This window comes from Rhodonellum sp. (genome assembly GCF_030656585.1).
Classification (GTDB): domain Bacteria; phylum Bacteroidota; class Bacteroidia; order Cytophagales; family Cyclobacteriaceae; genus Rhodonellum; species Rhodonellum psychrophilum.
The window spans coordinates 67,396-81,105 of record NZ_JAUSPP010000066.1 but is presented as its reverse complement, the minus strand read 5'-3'; the positions used below and the strand labels follow the sequence as shown (position 1 = coordinate 81,105).

Annotated in this window: 16 protein-coding genes and 1 other RNA gene; 12 read left to right on the top strand and 5 right to left on the bottom strand. The window is 42.3% G+C overall.

Annotation, left to right across the window (positions count from 1 at the left end; genetic code table 11):
• Positions 1-126: 126 nt before the first annotated feature.
• The 4 genes from Q7J63_RS16740 to ffs all read right to left on the bottom strand — a co-directional run bounded on the left by Q7J63_RS16740 (position 127) and on the right by ffs (position 2,065).
• Positions 127-837, bottom strand: coding sequence for a cell division ATP-binding protein FtsE (locus Q7J63_RS16740; protein WP_019597739.1), 711 nt, complete (start codon positions 835-837; stop codon positions 127-129).
• Between the two features lies 1 nt (position 838).
• The gene (locus Q7J63_RS16735) at positions 839-1,042 is read right to left on the bottom strand and encodes a hypothetical protein (RefSeq protein WP_019597738.1); all 204 of its coding nucleotides are present in this window, start codon (positions 1,040-1,042) and stop codon (positions 839-841) included.
• Positions 1,043-1,153: 111 nt separating this feature from the next.
• Complete coding sequence (gene fsa, locus Q7J63_RS16730) at positions 1,154-1,813, bottom strand: fructose-6-phosphate aldolase (protein ID WP_019597736.1); 660 nt, start codon at positions 1,811-1,813, stop codon at positions 1,154-1,156.
• Positions 1,814-1,978: 165 nt separating this feature from the next.
• Positions 1,979-2,065: signal recognition particle sRNA small type (gene ffs / locus Q7J63_RS16725), an RNA gene on the bottom strand.
• 141 nt (positions 2,066-2,206) lie between these two features.
• Between ffs and Q7J63_RS16720 the strand changes: the two genes are divergently transcribed.
• Complete coding sequence (locus tag Q7J63_RS16720; RefSeq protein WP_304887776.1) at positions 2,207-2,530, top strand: hypothetical protein; 324 nt, start codon at positions 2,207-2,209, stop codon at positions 2,528-2,530.
• A 131-nt stretch (positions 2,531-2,661) separates the two neighbouring features.
• On the opposite strand, the gene Q7J63_RS16715 is transcribed toward Q7J63_RS16720, so the two are convergent.
• Positions 2,662-2,892, bottom strand: a complete 231-nt coding sequence (locus Q7J63_RS16715; RefSeq protein WP_304887774.1) for a hypothetical protein — start codon at positions 2,890-2,892, stop codon at positions 2,662-2,664.
• Positions 2,893-3,148: 256 nt separating this feature from the next.
• On the opposite strand from Q7J63_RS16715, the gene Q7J63_RS16710 reads away from it, so the two are divergent.
• The 11 genes from Q7J63_RS16710 to hisA all read left to right on the top strand — a co-directional run bounded on the left by Q7J63_RS16710 (position 3,149) and on the right by hisA (position 13,655).
• The gene (locus tag Q7J63_RS16710) at positions 3,149-4,564 is read left to right on the top strand and encodes an anthranilate synthase component I family protein (protein WP_304887773.1); all 1,416 of its coding nucleotides are present in this window, start codon (positions 3,149-3,151) and stop codon (positions 4,562-4,564) included.
• Positions 4,565-4,619: 55 nt separating this feature from the next.
• Positions 4,620-5,186 carry an aminodeoxychorismate/anthranilate synthase component II gene (locus Q7J63_RS16705; protein WP_019597730.1) on the top strand — a complete coding sequence of 189 codons (567 nt, stop codon included), beginning with the start codon at positions 4,620-4,622 and terminating at the stop codon, positions 5,184-5,186.
• A 102-nt stretch (positions 5,187-5,288) separates the two neighbouring features.
• Entirely contained in the window at positions 5,289-6,299 is a 1,011-nt protein-coding gene (trpD, locus tag Q7J63_RS16700) for an anthranilate phosphoribosyltransferase (protein WP_304887770.1), read from the top strand.
• A 13-nt stretch (positions 6,300-6,312) separates the two neighbouring features.
• Positions 6,313-7,137 (top strand): indole-3-glycerol phosphate synthase TrpC, encoded by an 825-nt coding sequence (gene trpC, locus Q7J63_RS16695; RefSeq protein WP_304887768.1) that lies wholly within the window; start codon positions 6,313-6,315, stop codon positions 7,135-7,137.
• Complete coding sequence (locus Q7J63_RS16690) at positions 7,134-7,754, top strand: phosphoribosylanthranilate isomerase (RefSeq protein ID WP_304887767.1); 621 nt, start codon at positions 7,134-7,136, stop codon at positions 7,752-7,754. The genes trpC and Q7J63_RS16690 overlap by 4 nt, the downstream gene beginning before the upstream one ends.
• A gap of 150 nt (positions 7,755-7,904) precedes the next feature.
• Entirely contained in the window at positions 7,905-9,083 is a 1,179-nt protein-coding gene (gene trpB / locus Q7J63_RS16685) for a tryptophan synthase subunit beta (protein ID WP_304887880.1), read from the top strand.
• A gap of 60 nt (positions 9,084-9,143) precedes the next feature.
• Positions 9,144-9,917 (top strand): tryptophan synthase subunit alpha, encoded by a 774-nt coding sequence (gene trpA, locus Q7J63_RS16680; RefSeq protein WP_019597724.1) that lies wholly within the window; start codon positions 9,144-9,146, stop codon positions 9,915-9,917.
• A 4-nt stretch (positions 9,918-9,921) separates the two neighbouring features.
• On the top strand, positions 9,922-10,941 hold the full coding sequence (gene aroF / locus Q7J63_RS16675; RefSeq protein ID WP_019597723.1) for a 3-deoxy-7-phosphoheptulonate synthase: 1,020 nt from the start codon (positions 9,922-9,924) through the stop codon (positions 10,939-10,941).
• A gap of 363 nt (positions 10,942-11,304) precedes the next feature.
• Positions 11,305-12,102, top strand: a complete 798-nt coding sequence (locus Q7J63_RS16670; RefSeq protein ID WP_304887764.1) for a phenylalanine 4-monooxygenase — start codon at positions 11,305-11,307, stop codon at positions 12,100-12,102.
• A gap of 137 nt (positions 12,103-12,239) precedes the next feature.
• Entirely contained in the window at positions 12,240-12,833 is a 594-nt protein-coding gene (hisH, locus tag Q7J63_RS16665) for an imidazole glycerol phosphate synthase subunit HisH (RefSeq protein ID WP_304887762.1), read from the top strand.
• Between the two features lie 96 nt (positions 12,834-12,929).
• On the top strand, positions 12,930-13,655 hold the full coding sequence (hisA, locus tag Q7J63_RS16660) for a 1-(5-phosphoribosyl)-5-[(5-phosphoribosylamino)methylideneamino]imidazole-4-carboxamide isomerase (protein WP_019597720.1): 726 nt from the start codon (positions 12,930-12,932) through the stop codon (positions 13,653-13,655).
• The last annotated feature ends 55 nt before the right edge of the window (positions 13,656-13,710 follow it).

The window sequence follows — 13,710 nt, the reverse complement described above, 5'->3', positions numbered from 1 at the left end:
TCCTATTGGGAAATCAACTGTATATTCCATCTAACTTAATCAAGTTTGATGCTTCACGTAACTTTTTCGATGTCTTAGAATTCTGGATAAAAAAAGGGAATGGGTATAACCGTAAAAAAAAACACCTCAAAAAGAGGTGTTGATGGTGATATCTGAAGTCTTGCTGTCAAGAAGTTGCCCTTTTTCGCATTTCAATACCCGGTAAGGGTACTTCCGCAATAGGTCATGGTTGTGTGTGGCCATGAGGATCGCAGTACCTTGACTGTTAATTTCCTGAAAAAGCTTGAAAACCCCATCTGCTACCTCCGGATCCAGATTTCCCGTAGGCTCATCGGCCAGCAGAATTGAAGGTTGGTTGATCAAAGCCCGTGCGATCACAACCCTTTGTTGTTCACCGCCCGAAAGCTGGTGTGGCATTTTGGTGGCAGAGTCGCCTAGATTGACTTGCATCAGGACTTCTGCCATTCGGCTTTTCATTTTCATTTTGTCTTTCCAGCCAGTAGCTTTCATGACAAAGAAGATGTTTTCAGCGATGGATCGATCCGGAAAGAGTTGAAAGTCCTGAAAAACGATGCCTAGTTTTCTCCTCAGGTAGGGGACTTCGTTTTTTTTGATTTTCTGTAGGTTGAAGCCTACGATTTCTGCCTCGCCCATTTTAAGGTCAAGGTCTGCATACAAGGTTTTGAGCAAGGAGCTTTTTCCGCTTCCGGTTCTTCCGATAAGGAAGACAAACTCATCTTTGGCTATGGAGAAATTAACGTTTTGAAGTATGGCGTTGAATCCCTGAAAGATGCAGGCATCTTTAACACGGATTACGGGTTCGCTGGAAAAATCCATTTTAAAGTTCTAGTTTTTGAAGTTTACCAAATGGAAGGCCAAGTATCAACGCTTCCAAAGCCTCTTCTTTTCCTTCCAGACCAAATTTCTCCATGTTTTTCATCGGCCTATCCGCTCGGAAATAAGCAACCAATACAAAGTTTTCGTCCCTGATCTGGATGTAGTTTGGTATTTTAGCTTTGCCCTTTACTTTGATGATGTACATTGGAAAGGTGTTTAGAGATGAACGCAAGGTAAGTCAGAGAAGTATTTTTGATCTCACAAATTTGGGAAACCCCAAAGGATTTCCCAAAATGATCAAAGTTGCATGAATGGTTTATTTGCCTGCAGCTTTGGCATGGTCGGCAAGAAACTGAGCCAATCCCGAATCGGTCAAGGGGTGATTCAATAAACCCGTGATGACTTTTAGTGGACAGGTCACCACATCCGCACCGATTTCGGCACATTTGATCAGGTGCATGGAATGTCTCACCGAAGCGGCTAGCACTTGTGTCTCAAATTCATATGTGCGATAGATATGTACAATTTGCTCAATCAATTGCAAGCCGTCGAAGGAAATGTCATCCAATCTTCCAACAAAGGGAGAGAGGTAGGTTGCTCCGGCTTTTGCTGCTAAAATTGCTTGTCCCGCGGAAAACACCAAGGTGCAGTTCGTTCTGATTCCGGCATTGCTAAAATACTTGATGGCTTTGATGCCATCTTTTGTCATCGGTATTTTAACGACGATTTTATCATCGATCTTCGCAAGTTCTTTTCCTTCTCTGATCATGCCTTCGTAGTCAGTGGAAATGACTTCCGCACTCACTTTGTCATCGACAATATCACAGATTGTTTTGTAATGGGCCCTTACATTTTCTTCTCCGGTGATGCCTTCTTTGGCCATCAATGAAGGATTGGTGGTTACACCATCCAATATGCCCAGGTCATACGCTTCCCTGATTTCGTCAAGATTTGCAGTGTCAATAAAGAATTTCATCTAAGTTGGTTTATGGTTTAAAGATTGGACAAAGTTAAACGATTAATCAGAAATTGGAAGTTTTAAAAAACGAAAGATTACGAAATGTAAAAAGAACATAGGTGATAAAACAAAAAAAAGGCCTTGATGTGGCCTTGATAAATTAATCTAGCAATAATAAAAAAAAAAGAAGCGGCATCGCACCGCTACGACTGCCTACCCTTGCTTCCTTCCGGACCTGGGGGATTAAGCAGGAGCTGGTCGTGCCGCTAGGTCACAAATGTACTGGAAAATCTATCCATTGCAAAAAAATCGATGTTTTTTCGAAGGTGTTTTTTTAAGTCCCTGTTGATCAGAGGCATATTTTTTGGCAAAATTTTTGCGTAACTTTCAAGTACAAATAAAAATATTATTATGAAAAAATCTTCGATTGTTTTATTCACCCTTTTATTGCTTGGCTCTTGCACTTTGTTTGGTCCAAACCCAGAATATTCACAAGGAATGACAGAGAAGAAGTTTTTAAGACAGAATAAAGAAGCTGTCCTGAGTGGTCTCGATGGAGGGATCGTAACCTATAGAGTGGTAAGGGACAATAAATTTTATGTTTTGGCTACTTTCGAGAAAGGAGTTTTGGTGAAATTGGAGGAAAGAGAATTGGCTCCTGCCTGGATGCCTAACCAGCCTCAGATGCCAATTCAAAACAACAACAACAACAACAACATCCCATTAGATAAATAATTCGGGTTGTTGAATAGAAAAATTTGACTTCTTGGCACCTAAAAGTGCCAAGATTTTTTTTGCCTACTGTGAAGCAGCCAGCTTTGGTTTTTCCGGAATTGAACGAAGACCTGAAAACCTAAAGCAATGGACTACCCAATTCCATTGAGATGCAGGTTGAATTCCAAAGGGCTGCAGTTTTCGAATGCATCTTCTTCAAGGTCTTCAAAAATTTCCTCATCAAATTCAATTTCCGTTTTCTCGACCTTTCCATCCGGATGGATGATCAATTCAATTCCTGTATAATCTGTAGGATCTACTTTTACCAAGACTTTATAATCATCAAAAATCTTCTTGAAATATTGTGGCAATGCTGATTTCATATTTGTCAATGTTTAGGTCACAAAATTAATGGAATTTTTTCACAATAATTTTTTGTTACAAGGAATGCATCTTTATATTTGTCCCAATAGAAATATGGAAAAAATACAGAATCAATATTGGTGGTGGCAAAATCATTTTCTTTCCGGGAAAAGACCGTTTGCTGTTGCCTAATTTATAGGTTGTGTAAAATATACATAAAGGCTTACCGGTTTTCCCTGGTAGGCCTTTTTTTATATAAAAAATCTAACCCAAACCATGAACACCAAAGACAAATTTAAAATCATCACCCGATACAAAAAATTGTTGGCCGATACGATTACTCCTGTTAGTATTTATTTACAAATCAGGGATCGATTCGCCAATCCCATACTGTTGGAAAGCTCGGATTACCATGGTCAGGAAAACAGTTACTCCTACATTTGTTTTAATCCATTGGCCTCTTTTTCCTTTAACAATGGTGAGGTGAAAGAAGAATTGCCATCTGGAGAAATCCAATCCTACCCGGTTGATGACAACCTAAAGCTGATAGATGCACTTCGCGATTTTTCCAAGAGGTTCAAAGACGAGGACAGTAAATTCAAATTCATCAGCAATGGCCTTTTTGGGTACATGCAATATGATACCTTGGCGTATTTTGAGGATATTCACTTGTCTAAAACCAAATCGTCTGCAATTCCCATCATGCAATATTCCGTTTATAAGAACGTGATCGTGGTGGATCATTTCAAGAATGAAATGTACCTTTTCGAGCACTTTTTGGAAGGTGATGCTTCAGAGGAAACATTGTCCCAGCTTGAAACCTTGCTGAACAATAAAAATATCCCTGCCTATTCCTTCAGGCAGGAAGGAAACGAATCTTCCAATTATAGTGATGAGGAGTTTTTGGAAATCCTGAAAAAGGGCCAGGAACATTGCTTTAGGGGAGATGTATTCCAAATTGTGCTTTCCAGAAATTATACCACACGTTTTAAGGGGGATGAATTCAATGTGTACAGGGCGCTGAGATCGGTGAACCCATCGCCTTATTTGTTCTATTTCGATTATGGCTCTTTCAAGGTTTTTGGGAGTTCACCCGAAGCCCAAATTGTCATCAAGGACCAAAAAGCGACAATTTTCCCGATTGCAGGGACTTTCAAGAGAACGGGTAACGATTTGGCAGATGCCAAACTGGCCACGGCATTGTATGATGATCCCAAAGAAAATTCAGAACATGTAATGCTCGTGGATTTGGCTCGAAACGATTTGAGCCGCTCCTCGGAAAAAGTGGAGGTAGAGGTATTCAAAGAAATCCAATACTATTCCCACGTCATCCATTTGGTATCCAAAGTGACGGGAATCTTGCCGGAAAATACCAATCCGCTCCAATTGGTGGCGGATACGTTTCCAGCAGGGACGCTTTCTGGAGCGCCCAAATACAGGGCAATGGAATTGATCGATGGACTTGAAAATACTTCAAGGGGATTCTACGGAGGAGCAATCGGGTACCTGGGTTTCAATGGGGATTTCAACCATGCCATCTTGATCCGATCCTTTGTTTCGGAAGGAAACCAACTTCGTTTTCAAGCTGGTGCTGGCGTTGTTGCCAAATCTTCGATTGCCTCTGAGCTCCAAGAAGTCACCAACAAACTTGAAGCCCTACGGGTGGCACTCAAGACGGCAGAAAATATTTAAGCAAGACACGGAATCTTGAATCCTTTGCTATCAAAAACACGAATCTTTCAAAAAAATGAAAATACTGGTACTCGACAATTACGATTCCTTTACCTATAATCTTGTTTACATCATTCGAAAACTTGGCTATGGTCCACAAATGGATATTTTCAGGAATGACATGATCTCCCTGGAAAAAATAAAGGAGTATGATAAAATCCTGCTGTCCCCAGGGCCTGGTTTGCCGGCAGAGGCAGGCGTGATGCCCGATTTGCTGAAAACATATTCTGAAACAAAGGATATTTTGGGAATATGCCTGGGACACCAAGCCATAGGAGAGGCTTTTGGAGGAGATTTGATCAACTTAAAAGAAGTGGTCCATGGCCTGGCCTCAGAAGTGAAAGTGGAGGAAGACTTGCTTTTTCAAGGACTTCCCGATAAATTTAAAATTGGCCGATATCATTCTTGGGTGATCAACGAGCAGACCTTGTCTCCTAATCTTGAAGTCATTGCAAGGACGCCGGATGGACAGATCATGGGTGTCAGGCACAAGGACCAAAAGGTCCGTGGATTACAATTTCATCCTGAAAGTGTGCTCACCGAACATGGAGAGCAGATGATGAAAAACTGGCTTGAAAGCTAATCCCAATGTTTCACGCCAAAGCTTAACATTAAAAAAAATCTTAGACTATCGAACCACAACCCCCACTGATAGACCATTTACACACCAACTATTCATCCAACCATGAAAGATATTCTCAATCAACTTTTTGAACACCGGACCCTGAACAAGGATCAGGCAAAGGAAGTGCTTAAAAAAATAACCACAGGTCAATATAACCAAAGCCAGATCGCTGCCTTTCTTACTGTCTATCTGATGCGGAGCATTACGGTGGAGGAGTTGAGCGGATTTAGGGAGGCCATGCTTGAACTTTGTATCCCCGTGGAAATATCTGAATACGATGCCATTGACCTATGCGGTACAGGTGGAGACGGTAAGGATACTTTCAATATTTCCACGCTAGCCTCTTTTATCGTGGCCGCGGCAGGCCAGCCAGTTGCCAAGCATGGCAATACAGGAGTTTCTTCGATTTGTGGCTCTTCAAATCTCTTGGCTTATTTTGGTTATGAATTCACGAATGACATCGACAAAATCAGAAGGAGTATGGACGAAGCGGGTATTTCTTTTCTCCATGCGCCCTTGTTTCATCCAGCCATGAAAAATGTGGGTCCCATCAGAAAGGATTTGGGCGTAAAAACCTTCTTCAACATGCTCGGCCCCATGGTAAATCCCAGCTTTCCAAAGAAACAATTGGTGGGTGTTTTTAGTCTTGAGTTGGCAAGGCTATACGCGTACCTTTACCAAGAGCAAAAAATTGACTTTACCATTCTCCATTCCCTCGGGGGCTATGATGAGATCTCCCTCACCGGGGATTTCAAAATGATTTCCAATCAGGGAGAAAAGTTGGTCAGTCCCGGGGATCTTGGATTGCCGAAGATCAATGCTTCCGAAATTACAGGCGGAGAAACTGTGAAAGAATCTGCAGCGATATTTGAGAATATTTTGAGGGGAAAAGGGACTCTTGCCCAAAACTCAGTGGTGATCGCAAATGCTGCAGCTGCCTTACAAACAGCCAAATCTTCATTGACCTTTGTGGAAGCTATCGCTGAGGCAGAGGAAGCCTTGATGAGTGGTAAGGCCCTTCAGGTCTTTGATGCCTTGGTAAAACCCAAAACAACAGTTTCATTCGCTTAAAGTGTAGATTGATATGAATATTCTAGAAAAAATAATTGCATTCAAACATATTGAGGTTGCAGAGAAAAGTAGCTTGGTTCCGGTAAAATTATTGGAGCAAAGCATTTATTTTCAAAGCAAAGTGGTCTCGATGAAAAAGTACGTGGCCGATCCTGAGAAAACTGGCATCATTGCCGAATTCAAACGGAAATCACCTTCCAAAGGCGCCATCAATGTGACCGCTTCCATTGAAAAAACAAGTATTGGTTACATGCAAGCGGGTGCGTCAGCACTTTCTGTTTTGACAGATAAAGAGTTTTTTGGAGGAAGTATCGAAGACCTTAAAATGGCCAGAAAGTTCAATTTCTGTCCTATCCTAAGGAAAGATTTTATCGTGGACGAATACCAAATATTGGAGTCAAAATCCATCGGAGCGGATTGTATCCTTCTGATAGCGGCAGCTTTGGATCCCAAACGTTTGAAGGAATTGGCGGCATTTGCCAAATCTCTTGGGATGGAGGTTTTGATGGAAGTCCATGATGCCCAAGAGTTGGATGAATCGCTGAATGAACACTTGGATCTGGTCGGGATCAACAACAGAAGTTTGAAGACTTTTGAGGTTGACTTGAAAACTTCTTTTGACTTGGTCAATAGCATCCCCAATGAATTTGTGAAAATATCAGAAAGCGGCATTTCCAAACCGGAGACTTTGGTGGAATTGAAAAACGCAGGATTTGACGGTTTTCTGATCGGGGAAACCTTCATGAAATCCAGTCGTCCCCATCAGGCAGCCTATAATTTTATGAATGAATACAGAAAACTCTTGAGGGAGTCCAAAGGCTTGGTGCTGGAAAAATGAAACTGAAAGTCTGTGGGATGCGTGACCCGGACAACGCAAGGGAAATGGTCGAAGGAATCCATCCCGATTGGATGGGTTTGATCTTCTACCCAAAGTCACCAAGGTTTGTGGATGACCATTCTGCTCCTGCCATCAAAGCCCTACCAGTGGATAAAGTGGGCGTTTTCGTAAATGCCTCTTTGACTGAAATCTTGCATAAAATTGTGCTTTTCGGTTTGAAAGCCGTCCAGCTTCATGGTGGGGAAAGTGTAGCATTTGTTGAGGAATTGAGGCAGAAAACCAATGTTCTCATCTTCAAAGTCTTTTCGGTCAATGAAGAAATCGACTGGAAATCCATGGAGCCCTATTTGGAAAACATTGATTATTTCCTCTTTGACACCTTTACCGAAGCCTATGGAGGATCTGGGAAGACGTTCAACTGGGAAATCTTATTGGATTATCCTTTTGAAAAACCATTTCTTCTGAGTGGGGGCCTCGGTTTGGAAAACATCGCTGCCATCAAGGCATTGGATTCGAAAATCCCCCAAATGGCAGGTGTGGATATCAATTCAAAGTTTGAAATGGAACCCGGAATGAAAAATTTGGATTTGATCAGTAGGTTCAGAAGGGATATTTAAAAGAAAGATTCCTTCTTAGGAATACAAAAAAAAGATTGGTAGGATAAAATTTTAGGCAATTCAATTTTATCCCTCAAAAACAAGAACAATAGCCGAGACCCTTTCCTTTTGGAAATGACAGGAGTGATGGGTTTCATGTCTCATAAAATGATGATAAGAGTTGACGAAAAAGGATTTTACGGAAAATTTGGAGGAGCTTATATCCCCGAGATGCTTCATCCCAATATTGAAGAATTGAGGGAAAATTACGAAAGCATAGTGGCAACGGAAGAATTTCAAAAGGAATTCAAGTTGTTGCTAAAAGATTATGTCGGAAGGCCAACCCCGCTCTATTTTGCAACAAGGCTTTCGGAAAAATTCGGCGCCAAAATTTACCTGAAAAGGGAAGACCTTTGCCACACGGGAGCCCATAAGATCAACAACACGATCGGTCAGATCATTTTGGCCAAGAAACTGGGCAAAAAGCGGATCATTGCCGAAACCGGAGCAGGCCAACATGGTGTCGCCACAGCCACGGTCTGTGCGTTGATGGGAATGGATTGTACCATTTACATGGGATCCATCGACATTCAGCGTCAGCGCCCCAATGTAGAAAGAATGAGGATTCTCGGAGCAAAAGTGGTTCCTGCTACTTCAGGAAGCCAAACGCTCAAAGATGCAACCAACGAAGCCATGCGGCAGTGGATCAACAATCCTGTTGACACGCATTATATCATAGGATCGGTCGTAGGACCGCATCCTTATCCGGAAATGGTGGCAAGGTTCCAATCCGTGATCAGTGAAGAAATGAAATGGCAGTTGCTGGAAAAAGAAGGCAATGAAAATCCTGATATCGTCGTGGCTTGTGTCGGTGGCGGTAGCAATGCGGCTGGGGCATTTTACCATTATTACAATGTTCCCAAAGTGAGATTGGTTGCGGTAGAAGCAGCAGGATTGGGCATCAGTTCCGGAAAATCAGCAGCAACAACTGTTTTGGGCACTTCAGGGATTTTGCACGGCAGTAAAACCTTGCTGATGCAGACTGCGGATGGTCAGGTAATCGAACCGCACTCCATTTCTGCGGGACTGGATTATCCGGGCATCGGTCCCGTGCATGCACATTTGTTCGACATCGGAAGGGCCGAATTCGTGGCCGTGGAAGATGAAGATGCCATGAATGCAGGAATAGCCTTGAGTCGAACGGAAGGGATTATTCCAGCCATAGAGACGGCCCACGCCTTGCACGCGCTGAGTATGATTGAATTCAAAAAAGACGATGTGATCGTGATCAATCTATCCGGTAGAGGGGACAAGGATCTGGACACCTACATCAAGTGGGGGGGATATTGATCGCAATATTCCTCGTTTGTTCAGAAAAATTCCAATCAAACCAAAAACCAACCAGCATTCATGAACCGAATAGATCAATTATTTCAACAAAAAAAAGAACGGGTACTGTCCATTTATTTTACGGCGGGCTTTCCCAAGCTAGAGGACACCTTGCCTATCATGGAAGCAATCGAAGCAGCGGGGGCGGATATCATTGAGATTGGGATTCCTTATTCAGATCCGATTGCTGATGGTCCCACGATTCAGGACAGCAATATGATCGCTTTAGAGAATGGCATGAGTCTAAAGGTTCTTTTTGAGCAACTCAAAGAAATGCGAAAGACGGTTTCCATACCTGTCGTTTTTATGGGGTATTTGAACCCTATCATTCAATATGGAATGGAGAATTTTTGTGCGAAGTGCAAGGAAGTTGGTGTCGATGGACTGATTTTACCCGACCTTCCGATGCAGCAATTCCTGGATGAGTTCAAGGGTCTTTTCGACAAATATGAGTTGAGAAATACATTTTTGATTTCTCCTCAGACCAGCGAAAAAAGAATCCGGGAAATCGATCAACATTCCAATGGCTTTATCTACATGGTTTCCTCCCACAGCATCACAGGCGCCAAAACAGGGATTTCGGATGAGCAGGTAACGTACTTTGAAAGGGTGGCTGCCATGGATTTGAAAAATCCCAGATTGATCGGTTTTGGCATCTCGGATGCCGAGTCTTTCTCCAAAGTTTCCCAATACAGCAATGGAGCCATTATTGGCAGTTCATTCATCAAAAAAATCAAGGACAGTAAAAACCTGAAGGAGGACATCAAGACCTACATTCAGGAAGTAATTCGATAAGGATATGATCATTCAACTTAAGTTAGACATTACCGAGCCACAAAAAGAATCCATCATATTGGAAATCAATCAGATGGGCTATAAAATTACCGAAGTTAAAACCCAATTGGGCGAATATTTGGTAGGCATCGGATCCAAGGAAATTGACATCAGGCGCATTGGTCACAAGGAAGGGATTCAGGATATCCATATTGTTTCCGACGAGTACAAAATGGTTTCCAAAAAATGGAAAGCCAAGCCTACTTCCATTGATTTGGGAGATGGGATTTTGATCAAAGATGGAGACATGGCCATTATTGCAGGGCCCTGCTCGATTGAATCAGAAGAACAGATCAAAAGCGTGATCCAACACTTGAAGGACAATGGGATTACCATGATGCGTGGAGGGGTTTTCAAACCCAGAAGCAGTCCTTACGCCTTTAGGGGACTTGGTTTGGAAGGCTTGATATTGTGGTACAACCTCGCAAGAGAAGCGGGTATCAAAATCGTAACCGAAGTGATGCAGGTTTCCCAGATCGAGGAAATGTACCCTTATGTAGACATCTACCAAGTAGGTGCGCGAAACACCCAAAATTTCAATCTTTTGGATGAATTGGGTAAAGTGGACAAGGCCGTTATGATCAAAAGAGGGATTTCTGGCACCATAGAGGAATTGCTGCAATCTGCCGAATATGTGTTTTCAGGGGGCAATGAAAAACTGATCCTTTGCGAACGAGGAATCAGAACGTATGAAAGGGCCAGCAGGAATACCTTGGATTTGAATGCAGTACCAATATTGAAAGCCAAATCACATTTGCCAGTGATTGTGGATCCTTCACATGGGATGGGCATACGGGCTTATGTCCCTCAAATGGCCCTTGCTGGAGTGATGGCCGGTGCTGACGGCATCATTTATGAAACGCACCAAGTACCTGAATTGGCATATTCTGACGGTCAACAAACCTTGGATTTTGCTCAAAGTGCACTATTGGCAGATCAGATCCGCAAAACTTTTGCCTTAAGGAAAACATTTTCCCTGTTGTAAAAACCGAATTGACCTGCTGGATGATTTTCTAGCAATTCATATCCAATTCCAATGTGAAACACTGGATTTCCGCAAGAAAAATAAATTGGCAAGTCGCCAAGTAAATAGTATCTTAGCAACATGAATCAAAGCAAAAGCAGCATTTCCTATTTCCATTATCATTTAATTTCCTAAGGGATAGGTCGCTGTTGTATGTATATGCTTACAAAAAAGCCTAACCCATTTTTGGATTAGGCTTTTTTGTTTTAGAGTGTGAAAATGAATTCCTGAGATTTGCTTGGGTGTTCCGATGGATTCTGGGGAATGACGAACCCGACCTCCTTCACCTCGTTTGACTATTGAAAGAATTAAACCCAAATAGTAATGATAGCAAAACCAAATGACTGGGTCTTCAGTGACCCAAGACTAAAAGAAATGAAACAGGAATACGAGGCCTACACGGAAGAGGATTTTAAAGTCTGGAAAATTTTGTTTGAAAGACAGATTGTCAATCTTCCCGACGCAGCAACAAAAGCCTATCTGGAAGGGATCAAAGAAATCAATTTTTCTTCGGATCGTATCGCTGATTTTGAGGAGGTGAACCAAAAATTGGCCAATACTACGGGTTGGGCCATACAGGTTGTCCCTGGTTTGATCGATGATGACCTGTTTTTTGGCTTGATGTTCAACAAGCGTTTCCCTTCTTCCACTTGGTTGAGGAAAATGGAGCAGTTGGATTATCTGGAAGAGCCGGACATGTTTCATGATGCTTTTGCCCATATGCCCATGCTTACCAATCAGCCTTATGTTGATTTTCTCCAGCAATTGAGTGGAATAGCATTGAAGCACATTGACAATAAAATGGCAATCGAATTGATCTCCAGGATTTACTGGTTTACCATTGAGTTTGGCTTGATCAGAGAAGAGGGGGAATTGAAAATCTACGGTGCCGGAATTTTGAGTTCTGCTGGAGAAACCAAATTCAGTCTTTCGGAGGAGCCCGCCCATTATCAGTACGATGTCCGAAAAATATTGAATACACCTTATTGGAAAAATAAATTCCAAGACAAATATTTCATCATAGAAAGCTATGAGCAATTGTTTGCCTCATTGCCCGAAATAGAATCTGCGTTGGAGGAAATGCTGGAAGAGTTGACAAACAAGGAACAGAAAATCAATTGAGTCAAGCAACCTATGGGTTTTTCAAAAATAAATCGTTTGGATTGAAAATTCCAAACGATTTATTTTACCAATACAACTTAAACTTTAACAGACAGGAGATTTTCTCCTTTGATATTTATCAATACTTGCCCGATTAAATGAAAGTAGCAGTCATAAAATACAATTCAGGGAATGTGCAATCCGTCCTATATGCTTTGGAACGTTTGGGGGCAGAAGCTGTACTTACCGATGAGGTGGATGAGATCACCAAGGCAGACAAGGTCATTTTTCCCGGTCAGGGAGAAGCCAGCACCGCGATGCATTATCTCAAGGAAAGGAACCTTGACAAACTTATCCCTAATTTGAAACAACCTTTTTTCGGGGTTTGTCTGGGACTTCAATTGCTTTGTTCGCATTCGGAGGAAAACAATACCCCATGTCTGGGAGTATTTCCGGTGAAGGTCAAAAAATTCCTTCCCGAAAGCTATGCAGAATCCAAAGTGCCTCACGTCGGCTGGAACAATCTTTTTGACTTGAAGTCACCTTTGTTGAAGGGCTTGGATGACGAATCCTTTGTGTATTATGTCCATAGTTTTTATGCAGAACTGAGTGAATTTACCATTGCCCAAACCCACTATATCAAAGATTTCTCGGCATTGCTTCATCGGGATAATTTCTATGCCATGCAGGCACACCCCGAGAAAAGTGGCTTGGTGGGAGAAAAGATTCTGAGCAACTTTCTAAAACTATAACAGAACATTCGAAAATCAGAAGGACCCATTTAAAGGCTGGGGGAATCCTCGGCGTTTTGACTTGTCTGTCTTTCGAAAAAACATACATTCTACTCAATGGAAATCATACCCGCAATAGATATCATCGACGGCAAATGTGTCCGTCTTACGCAAGGAGATTATTTACAGAAAAAGGAATATTCGGATAGTCCTCTGCTTATGGCCAGAAGGTTTGAGGATGTCGGGATCAAAAGACTACACCTCGTGGACCTCGATGGGGCCAAAGCCAAAAAAATCATCAACCGGGAAGTTCTAAAAACAATTGCGGAGAATACCAGCCTTCAGATTGATTTTGGCGGTGGCGTTCAGTCCGATGTGGATATCGCATTGGCTTTTCAGCTTGGTGCCAAACAAGTCACGGGTGGAAGTGTCGCGGTGAAGAATCCCGAATTGTTCAATTCATGGATCAGCGTTCATGGCGGCGATAAAATCATTCTCGGGGCAGATGCCAAGGACCGAAAAATAGCCATTTCCGGTTGGGAAGAGACGACACAGGAGGACCTGATCGATTTCATCAAAGCCTACCATGCCAAGGGGATTCAATATGTGATCTGCACAGATGTTGCCAAGGATGGCTTGCTTCAAGGGCCCTCTATGGAACTCTACAGGGACATTCTTCAGGAAATTCCCGGGATCAAACTCATCGCCAGTGGAGGAGTTGCCAGTGTTTCGGATTTGGAGGAATTGGAAAAAATGGGCGTTTTCGGAACCATTGTGGGAAAAGCCTACTATGAAGGCCGCATAAGTTTGGAAGAATTGGCATCCTTTCAGAAAAACAATTAAAAAGCACAAAATAAGTCCAGTTCCCTCTTAGGATCTTGTACTTAAGACTTTGTAC